This window comes from Methylobacterium sp. UNC378MF (genome assembly GCF_900103195.1).
Classification (GTDB): domain Bacteria; phylum Pseudomonadota; class Alphaproteobacteria; order Rhizobiales; family Beijerinckiaceae; genus Methylobacterium.
This window is the reverse complement of the sequence record NZ_FMWU01000014.1, coordinates 15,704-37,383: the sequence shown is the minus strand read 5'-3', so window position 1 is coordinate 37,383 and position 21,680 is coordinate 15,704. Positions and strand designations below refer to the sequence as shown.

Sequence of the window (21,680 nt, the reverse complement as noted above, 5' to 3'; positions counted from 1 at the left end):
CTTCCGGTTGGGGGAACTGTATCGGCGCCTGCCGGATCCGGCCAGCGCCCGTGTCGGGTTCGTCGGCGCTCAGGCCGGCGGGCGGTAGACGAAGCGGAGCGCCACCGGCCGGCCCGCGATCGCCCGGCCCAGGCCCGGCGTGATGTGGGCCGGGGTGCAGCGCGCGAGGGCGTCGAGGGTCCCGCGCACCAGGGCGGCCCGCCGATCGCCCGCGACCCCCGCCGCGTAGGTGACGCGGGGCGGCCCGATCAGGCTGCCGTCGCGCCGCAGCGCCAGCCGCAGGGTGATCTCGATGTCGTCGGCGCCGCTCGGGCGGCCGAGGCCACCCGGCGCCTGCCAGCAGGCGGCGAGCGCCGGGTAGAGCTCGGCCAGGGTGTCGGCGGGCCTGGTCGACATCCGGGCGACCGGCACCGGGACCGTGGCGCGCAGGGTCTGGGGCAGGCTCAGCGGGTAGCCGCCTCCCGGCCCGTCGGCGTAGCCGTAGAAGGGCGCGCCGTCATAGGCCGAGGCGGCCGCCGGGATCAGACTCAGCAGGACGATCGAGGCGGCGCGCCGGCCCGGCATGCGGCCGCTACTTGGCCTTCTCGGCGAGCGTCATGCTGACGATCTTGTCGGGGTCCTGCACGGCACCGCCGGGCGCGCCGGGGGCGGCCTTCTTGATCTTGTCGAGGACGTCGAGCCCGTCCGTGACGTTGCCGACGATCGTGTACTGGCCGTTCAGGAACGGCGCGTCGCCGAGGCAGATGAAAAACTGGGAATTTGCCGAGTTCGGATCCTGCGAGCGCGCCATGCCGACCGTGCCGCGGCGGAACTGGGCGGCCTGCGTGAACTCGGCCGGGATATTCGGCAGGCTGGAGCCGCCGGTGCCGTTGCCCTTCGGGTCGCCGGTCTGGGCCATGAAGCCGTCGATGACGCGGTGGAACTTGAGGCCGTTGTAGAAGCCCTGCGAGACCAGCGTCTTGATCTGCTTGACGTGCTTGGGCGCGAGGTCCGGCCGCAGCTCGATGGTGATCCGCCCGTCCTTGGTCTGGAGATAGACCGTGTTGGCGTCGGCGGCCCGGGCGGCCTGAGGAGTGCCGAGCGTGAGGGCGAGCGCGAGGAGGGCGTGGCGTCGGTTCATCGAAGTCCTTCCAGGTCGGGCCGGTCTCAGGAGTGTGCGGCGAAGCGCTGCCGGAGGCGCGCGGCCACGGCCGCGGGCACGAAGGGCGAGACGTCGCCCCCCATGCCGGCGATCTGGCGCACCAGAGTGGCGGTGATCGGGCGGGCCTGCGTCGAGGCGGGCAGGAACACGGTCTGCACCTCGGGCGCCATGGCGCCGTTCATGCCGGCCAGCTGCATCTCGTAATCGAGATCCGTGCCGTCGCGGAGGCCGCGGATGAAGATAGCGGCGCCGCAGCGCCGGGCGGCCGCGACGGCGAGGTCGTTGAAGGTGACGATCTCCAGCGCCGCGCCCTCGTCCTGCGCGACGGGGCCGCAGGTCTCGGTGAGGAGGGCCGCCCGCTCCTCGGCGGAGAACAGCGGCGCCTTGCCGGGATGGACGCCGATGGCGATCACGAGGCGGTCCACCAGCCGGCAGGCTTGGCGGACCACGTCGAGATGGCCGTTCGTGACCGGATCGAACGAGCCGGCATAGAGGGCAGTGCGGGTCATTGAGGCCCGACCTAGAGCATTTTCGCGTCGGACGGAACCTGCGGACAGGGGCGCAGCGCGTCAGGCTTCGTCGCCGCCCTCCGCAGCACCCTCCGCGCCGCCCTCGGCGGTCCCTTCATCTTCACCTTCGATGTGCTCCACCGAGACGACCTTCTCGTCCTTGGCGGTGTTGAACACCGTCACGCCCTGCGAGGCGCGGCCGACGATGCGGATGTCGTCCACCGGCACGCGGATCAGCTGGCCGCCGTCGGTGACCAGCATGATCTGGTCCGAGGCCTCCACAGGGAACGACGCCACGAGGCTGCCGTTGCGGGCATTGACCCGCATCGCCGTGATGCCCTTTCCGCCGCGTCCCGAGGTCCGGTACTCGAACGACGAGGAGCGCTTGCCGAAGCCCCGTTCGGACAGGGTCAGCACGTACTGCTCGGCCGCGCCCATCTCGTTGTAGCGGTCCAGCGAGATCGCCGCCGCCTCGGCGCCGTCCTCGGCCTCCGCGTCGCCGTTCTCCTCGGCCTCGCCGGTCACGGCGCGGCGCATCTTCAGGTAGCCGGCTCGCTCCTCCGCGGTGGCGTCGAAGGCGTTCAGGATGGTCATCGAGATGACCCGGTCGTCCTTGGCGAGCTGGATGCCGCGGACGCCCGTCGAGTCGCGGCCCTTGAACACGCGCACGTCCTCCACGGGGAAGCGGATGCACTGCCCGAGCGCGGTGGTCAGCAAGACGTTCTGGTCCGGACGGCAGATCTCGACATGGACGATGTGGTCGCCCGGATCGAGCTTCATGGCGATCTTGCCGTTGCGATTCACCGTGGTGAAGTCCGACAGCTTGTTGCGCCGGACGTTGCCGCTCGCGGTCGCGAACATCACGTCGAGGGTCTCCCAGGAGGCCTCGTCCTCGGGCAGCGGCATGATCGTGGTGATGCGCTCCGAGGTGTCCTGCAGTTGCAGGATGTTCACCAGCGCCTTGCCGCGGGCGTTCGGGGCCGCCATCGGCAGGCGCCAGACCTTCTCCTTGTAGGCTTGGCCCTGGCTGGAGAAGAACAGCACAGGCGTGTGGGTGTTGGCCACGAACAGGCGGGTGACGAAATCCTCGTCGCGGGTCGCCATTCCGGAGCGGCCCTTGCCCCCGCGGCGCTGGGACCGGTAGGTCGAGAGCGGAACGCGCTTAACGTAGCCGGCATGCGACACGGTGACCACCATGTCCTCGCGGGCGATGAGGTCCTCGTCCTCGACGCTGCCGTCGAAATCGACGATCTCGGTCCGGCGCGGTGTGGCGAATTGCTCGCGGACCTCCACCAGTTCCTGCTTCACGATTGTCTGGATGCGCACCCGCGAGCGCAGGATGTCGAGATAATCGGCGATCTCGTCGGCGAGCGTCTTCAGCTCGTCGCCGACTTCGTCGCGGCCAAGGGCCGTGAGGCGCTGCAGGCGCAGGTCGAGGATCGCGCGGGCTTGCGTCTCGGACAGGCGATAAGTCCCGTCCTCGGCGACCCGGTGGCGCGGATCATCGACCAGGGCGATCAGTGGCGCGATATCGTGGGCCGGCCAGTCGCGGCTCATCAGGGCCTCGCGGGCCGTGTTCGGATCGGGCGAGGTCCGGATCAGGCGGATCACCTCGTCGATATTGGCGACCGCGATGGCCAGCCCGCACAAGACGTGCGCGCGCTCGCGTGCCTTGCCGAGGAGGAACTTGGTCCGCCGGGAGACGACTTCCTCGCGGAAATCCACGAAGGCCTGGAGCAGGTCCTTCAGGTTCATCAGCTCGGGGCGGCCGCCGTTCAGCGCCACCATGTTGCAGCCGAAGGAAGATTGCAGGGGCGTGAACCGGTAGAGCTGGTTCAGCACCACGTCGGCCATGGCGTCGCGCTTGATCTCGACGACGATGCGCATGCCCGTCCGGTCGGATTCATCGCGCAGGTCCGAGATGCCCTCGACGCGCTTCTCCTTCACCAGCTCGGCGATCTTCTCGACGAGCGTCGCCTTGTTCACCTGATACGGGATCTCGGTGAAGATCAGCGCCTCGCGCTCCTTGCGCAGCTCCTCGACATGCGACTTGGCGCGCATGATCACCGAGCCGCGGCCGGTGGCGTAGGCCTGCCGGGTGCCGGCCCGGCCGAGGATCATGCCGCCGGTGGGGAAGTCCGGGCCGGGGACGATCTCGGTGAGCTGCTCGATGGTCAGGCCCGGATCGTCGATCAGCGCCACGCAGGCATCGATCAGCTCGCCGAGATTGTGCGGCGGGATGTTGGTGGCCATGCCGACCGCGATGCCGCCGGCGCCGTTGACCAGGAGATTGGGGAAGCGGGCGGGAAGGACACTCGGCTCCTCGCGCGACTCGTCGTAGTTCGGTCCGAAATCGACGGTGTTCTTGTCGATGTCGGAGAGCAGCGCCGTGGCAGGTTTGGCCAGCCGCGATTCGGTGTAGCGCATGGCCGCCGGCGGATCGCCGTCCACCGAGCCGAAATTGCCCTGCCCGTCAATGAGCATGAGGCGCATGGAGAAATCCTGCGCCATCCGCACGAGGGCGTCGTAGATCGATTGGTCGCCGTGCGGGTGATAGAGACCGATCACGTCGCCGACGATGCGCGCCGACTTGACGTATTTCCGCTCGGGCAGGTGCCCGGATTCAAAGGCGGAGTAGAGGATGCGCCGGTGCACCGGCTTGAGACCGTCGCGGGCGTCGGGAAGCGCCCGGCTCACGATCACGCTCATCGCGTAATCGAGGTAGGAGCGGCGCATCTCGTCGGTGATGGAGACGGGGCGGATGTCGCTGGCGGGCGGGGCGGCGCCAGTCGGATCGTTCTCGGCCAAGTCGATTTCCGTTCTGAAGCCCGGACGGGCGGTGCTCGCGACCGTTCCGGGGTGGCGCGCGGTGCGCCGGAACGGCCTCTCGGAAGAGCAGTGATATCAGACGGTTAAATAAGGTTTTCCGAGGCCGCCCGCAAGGTCGCGGCGCGGTCGCCGACAGGGGCGTCGGGAGGGCCGCGTCCCGGCCGGATCGGGCCGGGACGCGGGTCGGTCCGCTTAGTAGAATGTGAGGTGGCGGTGGCCCACGGCGCGACCGCGGAACGCGTGGTGTCGGTAACCGTGATAGCGATGCCCGTAATGGCGGCGGTATCCGTGATGGCGATGCCAGTGGTGCCGGCGCCAGTGGTGACGGCGGTGCCAGTGGTGACGGTGATGCCAGTGGTGCCGGCGGTGCCAATGGCGGCGGTAATGCCAGCGGGCCTGCTGCACCGCGGGGGCGGGCGCCGCAGCCTCGGCGCTCGCCGGGACCGGAAGGGGTGCCGCGCGCGCGGGCGCGCTCGCCAGCCCGCCGAGCAGCGCGGCGAGGAGGACCAGGATTGGCCAGGGTCGCATCGTTTCTCTCCCGTGTGAGCACCCGTCCGAGTCAAGCGGATCCGGGCCGGCACGTGGCGCGCGCCGTAGCCTGAAACGGCCAAGGTCGGCAAACGGTTCGATCCGTTCTGACTGCGCAGACGCACGCCCTTGCGTGCGGCCGGAAAGCGCCCAGTTTCCGAACAGGCGCACCCGGGCCGTCCCCCGCCCGGTTTCCTGACGAGCGGCGTAAGACCCCCATGGCGTTCGCGTTCCCCGACTCCTTCCGCGCCCTCCTCCCACGCCGCTTCCGGGACCGCCGCCCGCGGGTCGCCGTGGTCCGGCTCTCGGGCACGATCGGGGCAGTCTCGCCGATCCGGCCGGGCCTCTCGATCGGCGGCGTGGCGGGCAGCCTGGAGCGCGCCTTCGGGATGCCGGGGATCAAGGCGGTGGCTCTGGTGATCAACTCGCCCGGCGGCTCGCCGGCGCAATCGCACTTGATCCACCGCCGAATCCGGGCGCTGGCCGAGGAGAAGGGCGTGCCGGTGATCGCCTTCGTGGAGGATGTCGCGGCCTCCGGCGGCTACATGATCGCCTGCGCGGCCGACGAGATCGTCGCCGATCCGACCTCGATCGTCGGCTCGATCGGCGTGGTCTCGGCCGGGTTCGGCTTCCACGGCCTCCTGGAGAAGCTCGGCGTCGAGCGCCGGGTGCATACGCAAGGTGAGGCGAAGTCGATGCTCGACCCGTTCCGCCCGGAGGACCCCGCCGACGTGGAGCGCCTGAAGCGCATCCAGTCCGATGTGCAGGACCTGTTCACGGGCCTCGTCACGGCCCGGCGGCCGACCCTGTCGAAATCCGAGAACCTGTTTACCGGCGCAGTCTGGACCGGGCGGCAGGCATTGCCTCTGGGCCTCGTCGATGCGCTCGGCGACGTACGCACCGCGATGCGCGCCCGCTTCGGCGAGAAGGTCGATCTGCGCCTCGTCGCCGAGGCGCGGGGCGGCCTCCTGTCCCGCCTGCTGCGCCGGGGCGGGGCCCCCGGCGGGATCGGGCTCGCCGAGGGCGCCCTCGCGGCCTTCGAGGAGCGCGCGGCCTTCGCCCGCTTCGGACTGTGAAACGGGGCTCCGAAGAGCAGCCCTGATCACCCCCTTGAGGCTTAGCTCTCTGGAAAGCCGCTACCGTCCGGCGCGACGCGCCGAGACGCGCGCCAGGGCGGCAAGGTCCTTGTCGCCGTCGCCGTGGCTGATCGCCTCGATGAGGCCGTCGCGCAGCACGCTCGCGAACGGCATCGGCACCCCGGCCCCCTCGGCGGCCTGGAGGGCCAGCCGCACGTCCTTGGCCCCGAGCTTGAGGATGAAGCCCGGCGGCTCGTAGCGGTTCTGCGCGATCGAGGCGCCGTAGCCCTTGTAGACGGGCGAGGCGAACAGCGTGTTGGTCATCAGGTCGAGGAAGTCGGCGCCGGGGACATCGTGGCCTTCCGTGAGGGCGCAGGCCTCCGCCATGGCCTCGATGGCCGAGATCAGCATGAAGTTGCCAGCGAGCTTGACGGCATTCGCGCGGGTCGGGTCTTCGCCGAAGCGCCAGGTCTTGGTGCCCATGGCGTCGAGGAGCGGGCCCGCGCGGTCGATCTGGGCCGCCGCGCCGGCGGCCACGATGTTGAGCTTGCCGGCCTCCGCCACGTCCGGCCGGCCGAAGACCGGGGCCGAGATGTAGGGGACGCCGGCCCGCTCGTGCACGGCGGCGAGCTGCCGGGCGAGGGCCACGGAGATCGTGCTCATCCCGATATGCAGGCCCGGGCGCTCCGGCTGGTCGAGGAGGCCGCCGGCCACGATCACGGCTTCGAGGGCGGCGTCGTCCGCCAGCATGGTGACCACGGCCTCGCCGGCGAAGGCTTCGGCAGCGCTCGCCACAGGGGTGACGCCCTCGATCCCGCGCGCGGCCTCCGGCGAGCGGTTCCAGGCGCGGACCGTGTGACCGGCTCGCGCAAGGTTGGCGGCCATGGCGCGGCCCATCCGCCCCAATCCGATGAATCCGACGTCCATGGCGTGCTCCTTGATCCGGTTTGCCGCCTCACCAACCAGAGAACCCGGTCGGGCGGTCCGCGGCGCCCGCGGGCATTTGCGTCGATCGCCCGGCGTGGCAAGCTCCGCCGATGCTGCAGAATTGCATCACGGATATTCCCGGCCTGCGGGTCGGCCACGCGAGCGATCTGCGGATCGCCAGCGGCGTCACCGCGATCCTGTTCGACGCCCCGGTGGTCGCCTCCGTGGACGTGCGGGGCGGCGGGCCCGGCACCCGCGAGACCGACCTTCTCGACCCCGAGCGCACCGTCGAGCGGATCGACGCCCTGGTGCTGTCGGGGGGCTCGGCGTTCGGGCTTGACGCGGCGGCGGGCGTGACGGCGTGGCTCGCCGAAGCCGGGCGGGGCTTCCCGGTCGGCGGGATGCGGGTGCCGATCGTGCCCGGGGCGATCCTGTTCGACCTGCTCAATGGCGGCGACAAGGATTGGGGCCGCTACCCGCCCTATCGCGAACTCGGTTTTTCCGCCGCCGCGGCGGCGGCCGAGGATTTCAATCTGGGCTCCGTGGGGGCCGGGACCGGCGCGCGCACCGGGCGCCTGAAGGGCGGGATCGGCTCGGCCTCGGCGCTCGTGGCAGGCACCGGTTTCCGGGTCGGGGCACTCGTGGCGGTGAACGCCTTCGGCAACGCGACGATTGGTGACGGGCCGCATTTCTGGGCCGCGCCCTTCGAGGAGGGCAACGAGTTCGGCGGCCTGGGATCCCCGGGGCGGATGCCGGCCGACGCCCTCGCCTTCCCGGCCCGGGCGCTGCCGGGCGCGGCCACGACGCTCGCCGTGGTGGCGACCGACGCGGCGCTGACCAAGGCGCAGTGCCGGCGCCTCGCGGTGGCAGCCCAGGACGGCCTCGCCCGCGCCCTCGTCCCGGCGCATACGCCCCTCGACGGCGATCTGGTGTTTGCCGCGGCCACCGGCGCCGTGCCGCTGGCCGATCCGGTGGTTGCGATGGCGCGTCTGGGCGATGCCGCCGCGCGGGTGCTGGCGCGGGCGGTGGCGCGGGGGGTCTTTTCCGCCACGCGTCTGCCGGGGCACGCGGTGGCGCCGCCGCTATCGTGGACGGGGTTGCCGCCGGCTTGGGGCGACGTTTTCTCGACAGCTTAGAGCCGGGGCTCGACGTCGCCCGCCCCGTCATCACGCACGCAGCGAAGTGCCCATGGCGGCGCGACCTCGGAGAACGTGGCGCTACACTGGGTTGCTTCGCTCCGCTCGCAAGGACGGCGGCTTACACCTCCCCGCGCGCATCCTCGATCAGCTGCGCCAGCCCGGCATCGACCTCGTCGGCCAGCATCTTCCGCTCGGCGTCGGTCAGATCCTTGGCCCAGGAGCCGCTGCCGAATCCGTCGGTGCAGCGCGCCCGCTCCGAGGCGATGTAGGCCTCGGTCTCGGCCGGCCGCGTCTTCATGGCGTGGACGAGGCCGAACCACGCTGCCCGCTCCACCACCGCGAGCCGCGCCCGCAGGCGGATGGCCACAGCCTTCTCCGGATCGATCCCGTCTTCGCTCATCGTGATCCCCCTACATCGTTCTCGGCAAGTCGCTCGATCAATCCCTGTAGCCGTCCCGGTACCGGCTCGTCCGCAGCGCGCGCATACAGGACACGGAGCTGCCGGCCGATCTCCGCCAGGCTCATGGAGCCCTTGGCGATCACCCGGTCGGCCTGCCGGTTCAGGCTCTCCTTCTCGGCCTCGGTGATCTCCTTGGCGGTGAGCACCACTACGGGTACGTCGCCGTCGGGTTGCGCCCGCAGCGCACGCAGGAAGCCGAACCCGTCCATCTCGGGCATCATCAGATCGAGCAAGATCAGGCTCGGCCGCGCCTGGCTGACGCGCTCCAGGCCGATCCGGCCGTTCTCCGCCTCGTCGACGGTCCATCCCTCCCGGCCGAGGGAGCGGCGCAGGCGCTCTCGAGCATCCGCGTCGTCGTCGACGACGAGGACCCGCGCCTCGTTCGGCGCCTCCGGCCGGTAGCGCTCCATCAGGCCCTTGAGCCGATCCCAGTCGATCGGCTTGACGAAATAGTCGGTGGCGCCAAGCGCCTGGCCGAGCCCCTGCTCGGCCACTACCGAGGTCATGATCACCGGCGTCCCGGCGAGATCCGGATCGTTGCGGACCGCGTGGAGCACCGCCCAGCCGTCCATGCGCGGCATCTCGACGTCGAGCAGGATCGCCCGCGGCTTCAGGGCCCGGGCCAGCGTCAGGCCGGCGCGGCCGTCATTGGCGCTGCGGACATGGAAGCCCTCGCGCTCCAAGAAGCGCTGGAGCAGCTCGCGGGCCGCCGGGTCGTCGTCGACCAGCAGCACCGTCTCGTGCTGCTCGTGCGGTTCCACCGGCGTGTGCGCTTCGGCCTCGGCCGGCGGCGCATCCTCGGGCCGCAGGGTCGCGGGCAGGCGGACCGTGAAGGTCGCACCGGCACCTGGGGTACTGGTGACGCCGATGTCGCCGCCCATCGTCCGGCAGAAGGCGCGGGTGATGGCGAGCCCGAGACCCGTGCCGCCGAACTGCCGGGTGGTCGAGTCGTCGGCCTGGACGAAGCGCTCGAACAGGCGACCGATCTGCGCCTCGGTCAGGCCGATGCCGGTATCGGCGACCGCGAAGGACAGCCAGTCGGCGCCCGCCTCCTGGTGGCGTCGCACCGTCAGGGTGATCGTGCCGCCTTCGGTGAACTTCGCCGCGTTGCCGATCAGGTTCAGCAGGCATTGGCGGATCTTGGTCTGGTCCTGGTGCATGGAGCCCAGACCGGCCTCGCCCGCCGCGCCGGCGTCGAGGACGAAGCGGTTGCCCTTCTTCTCGACCAGGGAACCGGTGGCGTCGCGTACGTCCCGAAGCAGGTCTGCCACCGAGAAGGTCTCGGCCGAGGCGGTCATGCGGCCGGCCTCGATCTTCGAGATGTCGAGTACGTCGTTGATCAGCGACAGGAGGTGGCGGGCCGCCGCCTCGATCTTGCGCAGGTCCGGCAGCAGGGCGGCCTGGCCGATATCCTCCAGCTCCTCGCCGAGCATCTCGGAATAGCCGATCACCGCCGAGAGCGGTGTGCGCAGCTCGTGGCTCATATTGGCGATGAACTGGCTCTTCGCCCGATTGGCCGCCTCGGCAGCCTGTCGGGCGCGCTCCACCGCCTCCTCGGCCTCCTTCCGCTCGGTGACGTCGACGCAGGTGCCGACCCATTCCCGCAAGGAGCCGTCCTCGGCGAGAACCGGCACGCCGCGCACCTCCATGGCGCGCCAGGCCCCGTCATACCGGCGCAGCCTGTACTCGACCTCGTAGGTCCCGCGCGCCTCCACGCAGGCCGCCCAGGCATCAGCCGCGTGGCCCCGGTCGTCGGGATGGACGGCATCCAGCCAGCCCCAGCCCTGGTAGGCTTCCTCGGTCTGGCCGGTATAGGTGCTCCACCGGACCTGCGGCGGCGTCAGCTCGCCGGCCGCGTTGGTGTTCCAGATGACCGCCGCCGAGGCGTCCACCAATGCGCGGAAGCGCTGCTCGGAATGGCGTAGCCGCTCCTCGACCGTGCGGCGGCCGGTGATGTCGGTGTTGGTCCCGTACCAGCGCAGGATCCGCCCGGACTCGTCTCGGTGCGGCAATGCCTTAGACAGGAACCAGCGATAGCTCCCGTCCTGCCCGCGCAGCGGGAACGTATCCTCCCAGGACCGGCCGAGCGTGATCGCGGCGCGGTAGCGCTCGGTCACCGCATCGACATGCTCCGGGTGATGGACCGTCCGCCAGCCCCACCCCAGCATCTCCTCGAGGGATGTGCCGGTGTAGTCGTACCAGCGCTGATTGTACCAGATGATGGTGCCGTCGGCCTCGGCGATCCAGGCGAGCTGCGGCAGCGTCTCGGCGAGGTTGCGGTAATCCGTATCCGTGACGGTCCCTGGGCCGCTCTCAGTCTCGCTCATCGGCCCGACGCAGTCCCGACACCCGCCCCACGGCGGCTTCCCCGTATTCCTTATACACGCATCGTGTCCGGATCCGACCGCGGAGACATGGGCGCCGGCGGCCGTCGAAATCGTAGGGCGTCGATCGTGTAGAGTGCGAGCGCAACCCAGATCAGCCCGAGCATCAGCGCCCTGTGAGGCTCGACGCGCTCGCCGTAGACGAGGACGCTCAGGATGAGCAGGCAGGTCGGCGCCACGTATTGCAGCAGGCCGAGGGTGGTGAGCCGCAGCCGCACTGCGGCGGCGGCGAACCAGATCAGCGGCAACGCGGTGGTCAGGCCGGTGAGCATCAGCAAGGCGCGATCCGCCGGTGCGGATGGCAGGAACGGCTCGGGCGAGAGGACGAGCCAGACGATCGCGGCCGGCAGGAGCAGGAGAGTCTCGGCCAGGAAGCCGACCAGCGCATCGACGCCGACGATCTTCCGGGCGAGCCCGTAGAGCGCGAAGCTCACCGCCAGCGACAGCGACATCAGGGGCAGTTCCCCGGCCCAGACCACCGCGACGGCGACGCCCGCCGCCGCGATGCCGATCGCGACGGCCTGGCCCAACCGCAGCCGCTCGCCGAGCACCACGCGCCCGAAGGCGACGCTCACCAGGGGGTTGATGTAGTAGCCGAGACTCGCGTCGAGAAGGTGCCCGCTGCTGACCGCGTAGAGGTAGAGCAGCCAGTTCACGCCGATCATCGCCGCCGAGAGCAGCAGAAGCGCGTGGCGTTTGCGCAGCGGAAGCGGCAGGTTCAGGCGGTGGCGCGCCGCGAGGATCAGCGCCAGCGCACCGGCGAACAGACTCGACCAGACGATCCGCTCGGCCAGGATGTGGTACGGGGTGTAGGCCCCGAGCATCCGGAAATGGACCGGAACCAGGAGGCCCCAGCTCAGATAGGCGGCGAGCGCGTAGACGAGGCCCACGGCGTCCTCCCGTTCGACCCGGATGGGCGGCCGGGTCCGCGGGCTTTATCGCGATGGGGCGAATCCTGTCAGGGGGAACGGCGCAGGGCTGCCATCCCCGAGCCGTCCCATCGCTCGTCAAGCCGCCCAAAGCGTGGCGAGAATGCTCCTGAGCTCGCCGCCGAGTTCCTCGGATTGGCGTGCCAGGGCGGCAGCGGCGGCCCGAACCTCCCGGGCGGCCGATCCGGCCTCCACGGCCGCTGCCGCCATGCCGGCCATGTTGGCCGTCGCCTTACGGCCGCGTCATTGAGACCTACGTGTCTCTGATCGTCGACTGGCTGCCCGACTCGGGGGAGATGCTGATGCCCGACCCGAACGGCGGATACAAATGCTCAGGTCCGCAGGCGTGCTGCCCCATCAAGGGGCGACCCAGCCGCCGACCCAGAGGTCCCCCGTCCAATGCCAGACCGCCCGGCGATGGCCGCGTCGGTCGAGGTAGAGGAGATCCAGGCGTTCCGCATGCACAACCACGGCGGCGAAATGCGGCCGGCCCAGAATTGCCGCCGCGGTCTCGTCCGGCAGGCTGTAGGCGCCCCCGGTCGGCAGAGCAGTGCCGGGACCGGGCTCGGCCCCGTAGCAGACCCGGCTCATCGCCCGAGACCCCGCCCATGCTGCGTCGGCCACGGCGTCGTCGGTGTGCAGCCTGGCGTAGCCCTCGACGCGGATCTGGACCTTCGCGCCCGCGTCGTAGGCGGCAAGGGCGCAGGCAGGATGGGCCAGGAGCTCGGCGGCCTTGTCGGAGCGTCGGTCGCAGTGGAACCGGAGGGTTCTCCCCGCCCGGTCGGCGGCGCGCAGGACGACGGTGCGCAGCCGCGGCCCACCAGCGGCGGCCAGCGTCGCGAGGGTCGGCAGATGAAACCCGCCCGGGCCCTGAGCGGCGCCGTCCGTCAGCAGCCGCCACAATTCGGCGAAGGTAGCGTCCAAGTCGTCGTAGAAGGCCGGCAGCGGCGTGCGACTCACGCGGCACCCCGCTTCCGCCGTCGCTCGCGGAAGATCAGCGCAAGGTTGCGCAGGTAAATCCCGGTCGAGAGGCCCTGGCCGATGATGATCACTGGCTCGCGGCGCACGAACCCGTAGACCAGCGTCATGATCCCGCCAAGAATCGACAGAAACCAGAACGACAGCGGCATCACGCTCCGCCCCGCCCGCTCGCTGGCGATCCATTGCAGGATGAAGCGCGAGCCGAAGACCAGCTGGGCAACGATGCCGAACACCAGCCAGAAGTCGAGCCGAGTGACGAACACGTCATAGAAATAGGCTGGCAGATCGTGGGCGAGCTGGATCAGCATCCGACGTCCTGGTCTGCTCGCCGGCCGGCCGGTGGGCTGGCGGGATCGGCGATCTCCTTTGGTCGCGGATCCGCGCGCTTGCGTCGGATCAGCCACCAGACGCCGGCAAGATCGAGGAGCCCGACCCAGAGCCGGTCGAAAAGGCCGTAATTGGATATCCCCGTCAGCCGCGGCCGGTCGACCACGTCGCGGTGGACCACGGAGAAACCCTCTCGGGCCACCAGGGCTGGCATGAAGCGGTGAAGGGCATCGAAATACGGCAGCTTGAGGTACACGGCGCGTCGGAAGACCTTCAGGCCGCAGCCGGTGTCGCGGGTGGCGTCGTTAAGGATCCGCCCGCGCACGCCGTTGGCGATCCGGGACTGAAGCATCTTGAACGGGCCGTCCTTGCGGCCGCGCCGCTGGCCCTGGGCCAGACCGGCGTCGGGCCCGGCCGCTTCCAGGGCATCCAGCAGGGTGGGGATGAAGGCCGGGTCGTTCTGGCCGTCGCCGTCGAGGGTCGCGATGATTGCGCCCCGTGCGGCAAGGACGCCGCTGCGCACCGCCGCCGACTGGCCGCCGCTCCGGGCGTGGCGCAGCACCCGCAGCCAGGGCCGCCCCGCCCGGGCCGTTGCCAGGGCTGCCGCGGTGCCGTCGGTGGATCCGTCATCCACGTAGATCAGCTCGAAGGCGCGGCCCGCGCAGGCGGCCTCGATCTCGGCCACCAGGGGCCCGATATTGCCGGCCTCGTTCTTCACCGGCACGACGATGCTGAGATGCGGCGCGGCGCTCACGGGGCCACCGCGTAGGCCGTCACGAAGACCCGGCGGCCGGTGTTGAGGTTGAAGCCTTCGACCTCCGCCAGGGGCGCGGGGGCTCCGCGGCCCACCGGCCAGGCCGCATTGAAATCGTCACGGTCCCGGGCTTCGACGTAGAGCAGGCGGCAGCCGCCGGCCTCGAGAAAGGATCGGGCCGCGGCGCCGTCCGGCGGCAGGGCGAGATCAGTGCCGATCAGGAACACGAGACTCGGTTCGCGGTAGCCCAAGCTTGCCACCTCCGGGTTCGGGCAGGGCATCCGGTCGCGCAACGCCGCGAGCCGCGGCGAGACCTTCAGGGCCGGCAGCGAAAGCTGCGCCACGCCCAGCACGGCCGGACCGAGCAGGCCGGAAGCCAGGATCCCCAGGACGAGGGCGCGCTCCGCGGATCCCTGCGCGAAGGCGAGCCAAGCCAGGATCGCGACCGCGCAGGCGGCAGTGAGCAGGGGCAGAGCCGGCCACGGGATCGAGTGGGCGTCGAGGCGCCAACCCGCAAGGCAGAGGCCGAGCGTCAGGGCCACGGGGATGGCTGGCACCAGCAGGGCCGTGAGGCGCGCCCCCCGCAGGCTCGGGTTCAGGGCCCCCCGGGACAGCGCCAGGCTGGTCAGGATCGCGAGCCACGGCATCAGCGGCAGCACGTAATGGGGCAGCTTGGTGGGCGCTGCCTCGAAGATCACCCACGCCGGCAAAACCGCGGCGATGAGGAAGGTCAGGGCGGGCTCCCGCCGCGCCCGCCACGCGAAGGGCAGGCTCATGGCGGTGAAGGCCGCCGCCGGCCAGAAGGTCGCGAAGAATACGAGAGCGTAGGCCCCGGGCGGTCCCCAGTGCCGCTCCGCCGCTCCGCCGACCTTGCCGAGCATGTCGTGCCCGACCGCCTCGGCGTAGAAGGCGCCACCGCTCTTCCAGGCGATCGCCACGAACCAGGGCGCCACCAGCAGTAACGTGAGGGCGAGGCCTCTCCACGGCCGGAGGGGCAGCAGCCAGCGGGCAGACCGCCCTACGAGCGACAGGCCGAAAGCCGGCAGGGCGACGAAGAGCGGCACCATCGGCCCTTTCACCAAGATCCCGAGCGCCATCCCGAGCCAGAAGGCCGCGAAGGTCGTGCCGGGGGCAGGTCTGCCGTCCCGCGGGGCCAGCCAAGTGCGGGCGAGCGCGGCGAGGCTCGCGGTGGTGCAGGCGGCGAGCAGTGCATCGGTCTTGGCGAGGTGTGCCTCGGCCGTGAGCATCAGGCAGGCGCCGTAAAGGGCAGCGGCCAGCAGCGCGGACCGGCGGGGCAGGAAGGCGAGCGCCGCCCAGTAGGCGAGCAGCACCGAGGCGATGGCACCGATAAGCGACGGGATGCGGTACAGGGCGATCTGGGTACGCGCCTCGGGCACGCCCAGCGCCTCGCCGGCCGCCACCGCGGTGGCCTGCGCCCAGTAGATCCCCACCGGCTTCTTGTGCCGCGCCTCGCCCTGGAAGCGGATATCCACGAGATCGCCACTCTCCAGCATCTGCTTTGAGGCCTGGGCGAAGCGCGGCTCGTCCCGATCCATCGGCTGCAGCGAGATCTGGCCCGGCAGGAACAGGATCAGACCGAGGGCCAGCAGGGCGGCGACGGTCCGGGCATGGGTGAGGCTCAGCGCGTCGAGCCCGCGGCCGATCCGGTCGACTGTGGCGAGGCGCTGGGCACCGCCGGCGGAGAGGCTCGTGGTCATGCCGGGCCGGTCAATCAGGAACGCGGCGGAAGGTCAAATGCAGGCGGCGCGCCGGTGCCGAATTCGCGGGACTGCGTGCTGGTCCCGTCAGCGAGCCTCGTGCTTACCCTTGTGGCCCGGCTGCATGTCACGACACCAGCCTGCTCGGGCCTCCGAAGCCCAGCGCCTTGGATCAGGCGGCGCCGGGTTGGACCTCACCCAGCGGCTCGCAGGCGCGCGAAGCCGGCATCGAGGTCGGCCTTGAGGTCGGCCGTGTCTTCGAGCCCGATGTGGAAGCGCAAGGCCGGTCCGCCGGGCGCCCATTGGGTCGCCGTCCGGTAGCCGGCGCAGTCAAACGGGATCACGAGGCTCTCGAACCCACCCCAGGAGAAGCCCATCCCGAAGAGCTGCAGCCCGTCCAGCATGGCGGCCACCGCCGCCTCGGGCGCCGGTTTGAGGATCACGCCGAACAGGCCGGAAGCGCCGGCGAAGTCGCGCTTCCAGATCGCGTGGCCAGGATCTTCGGGCAGGCCGGGATGGAGGACTCGCCGCACCTCGGGCCGTGCCTGGAACCATCGAGCCATCTCCAACCCGGCGCGACCGTGCTCGCGCAGCCGCAGGTTCATGGTGCGCAGGCCACGGAGCGCCAGGAAGATGTCCTCGGCGCCCGCACACATGGCGAAATGATCGAAGGTGCGGCGCACCGCCGGGTAATACCGGGCGTTGGCGGAGGTCAGACCGATCAGCAGGTCCGAGCCGCCGCTCAGGTACTTGGTGCCGGCCTCCACCGCGATGTCGACCCCGCGCTCGTGCGGCGGAAAAAGCAGCGGCGTCGCCCAAGTGTTGTCCATGATCACGCAGGCGTCGTTCGCATGCGCGACCTCGGCGATGGCCGGAATGTCCTGCATCTCGAAGCTCTGCGAGCCGGGAGCCTCCACCAGCACGGCCCGGGTGTTCGGGCGTATCAGCTCCGCGATACCAGCCCCGATGATCGGGTCGTAATAGGTGACCTCGACGCCGTAGCGCGCCAGCACGCCGTCGCAGAACTGGCGGGTTGGCCGGTAGGCGGAATCGGTGACGAGGAGGTGGTCGCCTGCCGAGACCGCGGCCATCAGCGCAACGGTGAGCGCCGCGAGGCCGGAGGGCGTCACGACAGTGCCGGCAGCGCCGGCGAGTTCCGTCCACGCCTCCGTCAGCGCATCCATAGTGGGCGTCGCCGAGGTGCCGTAATTGTAGCGGCCGCGCCGGTTCTTGATCGCGTCGTAGGTCGGGTAGAGGACCGTGGAGCCGCGGTAGATCGGCGTGTTCACGAAGCCGTGCTGCTCGCCCGGATCGCGGCCTGCATGGACGAGGCGCGTCGAAAGCGCGAATGTCTGCTTGGCGTCGGGCGAAGGCTTCAGGGACATCGAGACTCGGTGATCGTGTTGCGTTGCACCGCACGAAGCGCGCCGCGCCCGGCCAGGTCAAGCCGGACGCGAAGTTCCGCAGCCTTCGAACAATGTGTTGTGCGCGTTCTACGGCTTCTCGGGCGGATCTGAGACGACCGCCTCTTCATAGGCCTCCATCCAGGCGGCGCGCTCCTTGGAGCCCTCCGGGTAGGGGCATTCGCTCACCGGTTTCCCGTAGAGCCGAGCGTTGCGCCCCTGAATGAACGGGCTGTCGCTCGCGGTGGCCTGAACGTTGGTCAATATCGCCTCCCGAAGACTTGAGGGTGGGGCTTCGTTAACGGCCGCGCCGTAAATCTGTTGCCGTCTCAAGTCGCGTCCCGGGTCGTTGCGTGCGTATCCTGCGTTCACTCCTCGGCGCCGTCCTCGTCCTCGTTTCGACGGCGACCGTCGCCCTCGTCAGCGCCGACCGGCTCGCGCATCTCGCGCCGGCTCCGGTGGTCCGCGCCGCCCAGGCCGAGCCGTCCGCGACGGGATCGATCCCTGCACCGGTCAAGTCCGCGCCCGCGCCAAAGACGGCCGCGCCCAGCATTCCGAATGGGTTCGATACCGAGCGGCTCCACGCGCTGATGCGCGGCGACCCGATCCTGCCGGGCCGCTGAGCGCTGGCGGGACCGCAGCTACCTCAACCTCATCCTGTGCGCCGGAGCGCGGCGGACGTCTCTGCGGCGTGTGCGGAAAAAGGCGCCGTTGCTGAGGCCTCCATCGAGGCTCGCTGCGCCCGCACCTCAGGATGCGGCTACGGGCAGGTCGAAACCAACCTCCCGTACCCGGTCCTACCGTGCTGTCCGGAACACTTGCAGATCGAGGTCGCGCACCTTCTTGCGCAGGGTGTTGCGATTGACCCCGAGCAGCTCCGCCGCGCGGATCTGGTTGCCACGGGTGGCTGCCAGCGCCGCACCAATCAGCGGACCTTCGATTTCGCGCAGGATCCGGTGATAGAGGCCGGGGGGCGGCAGCGTGTCCCGGTAGCCCGAGAAATAGTCCGAGAGGTGCCGTTCCACCGCGCTCGACAGGCTCTCCGATTCTCCGCCGGCCTTGCGAGCCGCGCCGTTGGAGTTCGGTGTGACGGGAGCGGCCAGCGGCAGCGTGTCCAGTTCGGCCTCAATCACCGGGCCGGTGATCGTCTCCTGCGGGTAGAGGGCGGCGAGCCGCCGGACGAGGTTCTCGAGCTCGCGAACGTTGCCGGGCCAGCGGTAGCGCTTCAGCCGCTCCATGGCGTCGCCGTCGAGGGTCTTCCGGGTCAGACCCTCGCGCTCGACGAGCACGAAGAAGTGGCGGACGAGGTCCGGCACGTCCTCGGAGCGCTCGCGCAGGGCCGGTAGCCGCAGCGGCACGACGTTGAGGCGGAAGAACAGATCCTCGCGGAAGATGCCCTGCTGAATCGAGACCCGCAGGTCCTTGTTGGTCGCCGCGATGATCCGGACGTTGGTGCGGATCGGGACGCGGCCGCCCACCGTCGTGTACTCGCCCTGCTGGAGCACGCGCAGCAGCCGGGTCTGCGCTTCCATGGGCATGTCGCCGATCTCGTCGAGGAACAGCGTGCCGCCCTCGGCCTGCTCGAACCGGCCGGCGGAGCGCTGGAGCGCGCCCGTGAAGGCGCCCTTCTCGTGGCCGAACAGCTCGGACTCGATCAGGTCGCGCGGGATCGCCGCCATGTTGACCGGCACGAACGGGCCGGTGCGGCGCCGGCCGTAATCGTGCAGCGCCCGGGCGACCAACTCCTTGCCGGTGCCCGACTCGCCGGTGATCATCACGGTGAGGTCGGTCGGCATCAGCCGGGCGAGGGCCCGGTAGATCTCCTGCATGGCGGGCGAGCGCCCGACCAGCGGGATGTCCTCGTTCTCTGGCGGCGCCCCGGCGGGAGCGGCCCCCCGGGGACGGGAAAGGGCCCGGCCCACGATGGCGATCAGCTCCTTCAGGTCGAAGGGCTTGGGCAGGTACTCATAGGCACCCCGCTCCGAGGCGCGGATCGCCGTCATGAAGGTGTTCTGCGCGCTCATGACGATGATCGGCAGCTCAGGCCGCACCCGCTTGATGCGCGGCAGCAGGTCGAACACGTTCTCGTCGGGCATGACCACGTCAGTGATGACGAGGTCGCCCTCCCCCTGCGCGACCCAGCGCCAGAGGGTAGCGCAATTGCCCGTCGAGCGGACCTCGTAGCCCGCCCGTGACAGCGCTTGGTTCAGCACGGTGCGGATTGCTGCGTCGTCGTCGGCGACGATGATGTGGCCGTTCGGCATGACTCTCTACTCAGACCTCCGACGGGGGGCCGGATTTGGGGATCGACATCACGGATCGACCGCCGATTCGCGCCCATCCCGGGCGCTGGACATCGGCAGAAGGATGCGGAACGCCGTGCGGCGCGGGGCGGGATCGCATTCGACGATGCCGCCGTGGTCGCCGACGATCTTGGCCACCAATGCAAGACCGAGGCCGGAACCCTGCGCCTTGGTGGTGACGAACGGGTCGAACAGGTCGGGCAGCAGCTCGGCCGAGATACCCGGGCCGTTGTCGCGCACCGCCACCTCGATCGGCAGGCTGACCCGCTCGCGCGAGCCCGGAACCTGCAGGCGCAGGCCCGTGCGAAAGGCGGTCGACAGGGTGATCTCGCCCTCGACCGCGTCCGGGCCGATCGCCTCGGCGGCGTTCTTCACGAGGTTCAGGATCACTTGGATCAGCTGGTCGCGGTTGCCGAGGACCGGAGGCAGTGACGGGTCGTAGGTCTCGATGAAGCGGATATGCCGGGCGAAGCCCGACTGCGCCGAGCGCTTCACCTGATCGAGCACGCCGTGGACATTGACGGCACCGCGATCCGAGGGACGCTCGTCGCCGAACAGCTCCATGCGCTCGACGATACGGACGATGCGGTCCGACTCGTCGCAGATCAGACGGGTGAGCAGCCGGTCCTCCTCGGCGCCGGTGCTCTCAAGGAGCTGCGCGGCGCCGCGGATGCCGGCCAGCGGATTCTTGATCTCGTGGGCCAGCATGGCGCCCAAGGCCACCATGGAGCGCGCGGCGCCGCGGTGGGTGAGTTGGCGGTTCATCTTGTCGGCGATGGTGCGCTCTTGGAGCATCATCACCACGGCGTCGCCGTCGTCGCCGAGCGGTGTCGCGAACACGTCGACGCTGCGCTCCAGCCCGAGCCGGGGTTGGGTCAGCTCCACCCGGTACTCGCTGACGCTGGCGCGGCGGCGGCGCACCTCGGCCACCAGGGCGATGATCGGCGAGGCGAACGGGATGATGTCGCGCAGGCGGCGGCGCTGCATGAGGCGCGCGGAATAGTCGAAGAACGCCTCGGCCGCGTGGTTGCAGTGGAGGATCTGCTCGTCGCCGCCGATGGTGAGGACGGGCAGCGGCAGGGCGTTGAGCACGGCCTCGGCGGCCGTGTCGCGCCGGCCGCTGGATTCCTGGGGGATGGTTTCGTCGCTCACGCGGCCTCCTGGACCGGCTCTGCCGAGCCCGCGAAGGCTCGCGCCAGCAGGGATTGTGCGGTCTCCGGATCGGTGGTGGTCAGGAGCACCGACCGTTCGGCCGCATCCAGCGCTCCGCCGGTCTCGGCATAGGCGGCGAGGTGCTTGCGGGCGTGGCGAACGCCCATGTCGCGGCCGTAGAGCGACAGCAGCCCCGCGTAATGCTCTGCGGCCAGGGCGGCCTGCTCGGCCCGGGACGGCTCCGCGGCCGGCCGGCCCGCGAGCGCGGCGGCGACCTGCCCGACCAGCCAGGGGCGGCCGGTCGCGGCCCGGCCGATCATGACGCCCGCGGCGCCCGAGGCGTCCAGGCAGGCGCGGGCGCTGGCGAGATCGGTCACGTCGCCGTTGGCGAGCACCGGGATCGACACTGCCGCGACGACGTCGCGGATCGCCGCCCAGTCGGCGCGGCCCTTGTAGAATTGCTGCCGGGTCCGACCGTGGACCGTCACGGCGTTCAGGCCCAGCCGCTCGGCGCGGGCGGCGAGATCCGCTGCGTTGCGGTTCGCATCATCCCAGCCCAGACGCATCTTGACGGTGACCGGAATGGATACCGCATCCCGCACGGCCGCGAGCAGGCGCTCGGCATGGTCGAGATCGCGCATCAGCGCCGAGCCCGAGGCGATTCCCGTCACGATCTTGGCCGGGCAACCCATGTTGATGTCGATCACGTGGGCGCCCCCGGCCTCCGCCAGCCTAGCCGCCTCCGCCATCGGGCCGGTCTCGCAGCCGGCGAGCTGGACCACGTGCAGATCGACGCCGGTACCCTCGGCGCGCAGCGCGGCCTCGCCGGATCCGCGGGTGAGTTCCCGCGCCGCCACCATCTCGGAGATCACCGCATCGGCGCCGCAGCGGCGGGCGATGCGGCGCATGTGCAGGTCGGTGACACCCGAAAGCGGGGCGAGCAGGCAGAGCCGCGCCGGCCCTGCCGCTCCGTCCGTCGCACCGTCGCGGCGCAGCGCGCTCAAATAATGATCAGTCGTCATTCTGCACAACAATGAGGCAAAGGCGGTCCGCTGGCAAGCGGGACCGCGCGTTGATTTCGGCCCCTCCCCCGCTTAAACGACGGGCACCCTCCGCGGCA

General features: G+C 70.6%; 21 protein-coding genes. 3 read left to right on the top strand and 18 right to left on the bottom strand.

The window, feature by feature from the left end; genetic code table 11:
* Positions 1-69: 69 nt before the first annotated feature.
* The 5 genes from BLT59_RS15825 to BLT59_RS15805 form a co-directional block, all read right to left on the bottom strand.
* On the bottom strand, positions 70-564 hold the full coding sequence (locus tag BLT59_RS15825; RefSeq protein WP_091781994.1) for a hypothetical protein: 495 nt from the start codon (positions 562-564) through the stop codon (positions 70-72).
* Between the two features lie 7 nt (positions 565-571).
* Positions 572-1,120, bottom strand: a complete 549-nt coding sequence (locus BLT59_RS15820) for a peptidylprolyl isomerase (protein WP_091781991.1) — start codon at positions 1,118-1,120, stop codon at positions 572-574.
* Positions 1,121-1,146: 26 nt separating this feature from the next.
* Positions 1,147-1,650, bottom strand: a complete 504-nt coding sequence (gene coaD, locus BLT59_RS15815) for a pantetheine-phosphate adenylyltransferase (RefSeq protein ID WP_091781988.1) — start codon at positions 1,648-1,650, stop codon at positions 1,147-1,149.
* Positions 1,651-1,710: 60 nt separating this feature from the next.
* Positions 1,711-4,458, bottom strand: coding sequence for a DNA gyrase subunit A (gyrA, locus tag BLT59_RS15810; RefSeq protein WP_091781985.1), 2,748 nt, complete (start codon positions 4,456-4,458; stop codon positions 1,711-1,713).
* A 213-nt stretch (positions 4,459-4,671) separates the two neighbouring features.
* Positions 4,672-5,007 (bottom strand): hypothetical protein, encoded by a 336-nt coding sequence (locus BLT59_RS15805; protein WP_091781982.1) that lies wholly within the window; start codon positions 5,005-5,007, stop codon positions 4,672-4,674.
* Between the two features lie 218 nt (positions 5,008-5,225).
* Between BLT59_RS15805 and BLT59_RS15800 the strand changes: the two genes are divergently transcribed.
* Positions 5,226-6,083 carry a S49 family peptidase gene (locus tag BLT59_RS15800; RefSeq protein ID WP_091781979.1) on the top strand — a complete coding sequence of 286 codons (858 nt, stop codon included), beginning with the start codon at positions 5,226-5,228 and terminating at the stop codon, positions 6,081-6,083.
* Between the two features lie 60 nt (positions 6,084-6,143).
* Here the strand turns inward: BLT59_RS15800 and BLT59_RS15795 are convergent, their stop codons facing one another.
* Positions 6,144-7,010, bottom strand: coding sequence for an NAD(P)-dependent oxidoreductase (locus BLT59_RS15795; RefSeq protein ID WP_091781976.1), 867 nt, complete (start codon positions 7,008-7,010; stop codon positions 6,144-6,146).
* Positions 7,011-7,120: 110 nt separating this feature from the next.
* On the opposite strand from BLT59_RS15795, the gene BLT59_RS15790 reads away from it, so the two are divergent.
* Positions 7,121-8,146 carry a P1 family peptidase gene (locus BLT59_RS15790; RefSeq protein WP_091781971.1) on the top strand — a complete coding sequence of 342 codons (1,026 nt, stop codon included), beginning with the start codon at positions 7,121-7,123 and terminating at the stop codon, positions 8,144-8,146.
* Positions 8,147-8,267: 121 nt separating this feature from the next.
* Here BLT59_RS15790 and BLT59_RS15785 read toward each other — a convergent pair whose 3' ends face one another.
* The 9 genes from BLT59_RS15785 to BLT59_RS31320 form a co-directional block, all read right to left on the bottom strand.
* Entirely contained in the window at positions 8,268-8,549 is a 282-nt protein-coding gene (locus BLT59_RS15785; RefSeq protein ID WP_091781968.1) for a hypothetical protein, read from the bottom strand.
* A complete protein-coding gene (locus tag BLT59_RS15780; RefSeq protein ID WP_091781966.1) occupies positions 8,546-10,936 on the bottom strand; it encodes a PAS domain-containing hybrid sensor histidine kinase/response regulator in 2,391 nt (796 codons plus the stop codon). Before BLT59_RS15780 ends, BLT59_RS15785 begins: the two co-directional genes overlap by 4 nt.
* A 50-nt stretch (positions 10,937-10,986) precedes the next feature.
* Positions 10,987-11,883: an EamA family transporter RarD gene (gene rarD / locus BLT59_RS15775; RefSeq protein WP_091781963.1), complete on the bottom strand. Its 897-nt coding sequence runs from the start codon at positions 11,881-11,883 to the stop codon at positions 10,987-10,989.
* 396 nt (positions 11,884-12,279) lie between these two features.
* The gene (locus tag BLT59_RS15770) at positions 12,280-12,882 is read right to left on the bottom strand and encodes a pyridoxamine 5'-phosphate oxidase family protein (RefSeq protein ID WP_091781960.1); all 603 of its coding nucleotides are present in this window, start codon (positions 12,880-12,882) and stop codon (positions 12,280-12,282) included.
* A complete protein-coding gene (locus BLT59_RS15765; RefSeq protein WP_091781957.1) occupies positions 12,879-13,211 on the bottom strand; it encodes a lipid-A-disaccharide synthase N-terminal domain-containing protein in 333 nt (110 codons plus the stop codon). The genes BLT59_RS15770 and BLT59_RS15765 overlap by 4 nt, the downstream gene beginning before the upstream one ends.
* Complete coding sequence (locus tag BLT59_RS15760; RefSeq protein WP_091781954.1) at positions 13,205-13,984, bottom strand: glycosyltransferase; 780 nt, start codon at positions 13,982-13,984, stop codon at positions 13,205-13,207. Before BLT59_RS15760 ends, BLT59_RS15765 begins: the two co-directional genes overlap by 7 nt.
* Positions 13,981-15,702, bottom strand: coding sequence for an ArnT family glycosyltransferase (locus tag BLT59_RS15755; protein ID WP_091781951.1), 1,722 nt, complete (start codon positions 15,700-15,702; stop codon positions 13,981-13,983). The genes BLT59_RS15760 and BLT59_RS15755 overlap by 4 nt, the downstream gene beginning before the upstream one ends.
* A gap of 194 nt (positions 15,703-15,896) precedes the next feature.
* Positions 15,897-17,087 carry a cystathionine beta-lyase gene (gene metC / locus BLT59_RS15750; protein ID WP_091781948.1) on the bottom strand — a complete coding sequence of 397 codons (1,191 nt, stop codon included), beginning with the start codon at positions 17,085-17,087 and terminating at the stop codon, positions 15,897-15,899.
* 108 nt (positions 17,088-17,195) lie between these two features.
* A complete protein-coding gene (locus BLT59_RS31320) occupies positions 17,196-17,369 on the bottom strand; it encodes a ribosome modulation factor (protein ID WP_175544030.1) in 174 nt (57 codons plus the stop codon).
* 89 nt (positions 17,370-17,458) lie between these two features.
* Here BLT59_RS31320 and BLT59_RS15745 point away from each other — a divergent pair, with 89 nt between their 5' ends.
* Entirely contained in the window at positions 17,459-17,728 is a 270-nt protein-coding gene (locus tag BLT59_RS15745) for a hypothetical protein (protein ID WP_091781945.1), read from the top strand.
* A 174-nt stretch (positions 17,729-17,902) separates the two neighbouring features.
* On the opposite strand, the gene ntrC is transcribed toward BLT59_RS15745, so the two are convergent.
* From ntrC to dusB, 3 genes are read right to left on the bottom strand one after another with little or no spacing between them, the layout of a single operon-like run.
* Positions 17,903-19,369, bottom strand: coding sequence for a nitrogen regulation protein NR(I) (gene ntrC, locus BLT59_RS15740; protein ID WP_091781942.1), 1,467 nt, complete (start codon positions 19,367-19,369; stop codon positions 17,903-17,905).
* A gap of 48 nt (positions 19,370-19,417) precedes the next feature.
* On the bottom strand, positions 19,418-20,560 hold the full coding sequence (locus BLT59_RS15735; protein ID WP_091781939.1) for a two-component system sensor histidine kinase NtrB: 1,143 nt from the start codon (positions 20,558-20,560) through the stop codon (positions 19,418-19,420).
* Positions 20,557-21,582 (bottom strand): tRNA dihydrouridine synthase DusB, encoded by a 1,026-nt coding sequence (dusB, locus tag BLT59_RS15730; RefSeq protein WP_091781936.1) that lies wholly within the window; start codon positions 21,580-21,582, stop codon positions 20,557-20,559. The genes BLT59_RS15735 and dusB overlap by 4 nt, the downstream gene beginning before the upstream one ends.
* Between the last annotated feature and the right edge of the window lie 98 nt (positions 21,583-21,680).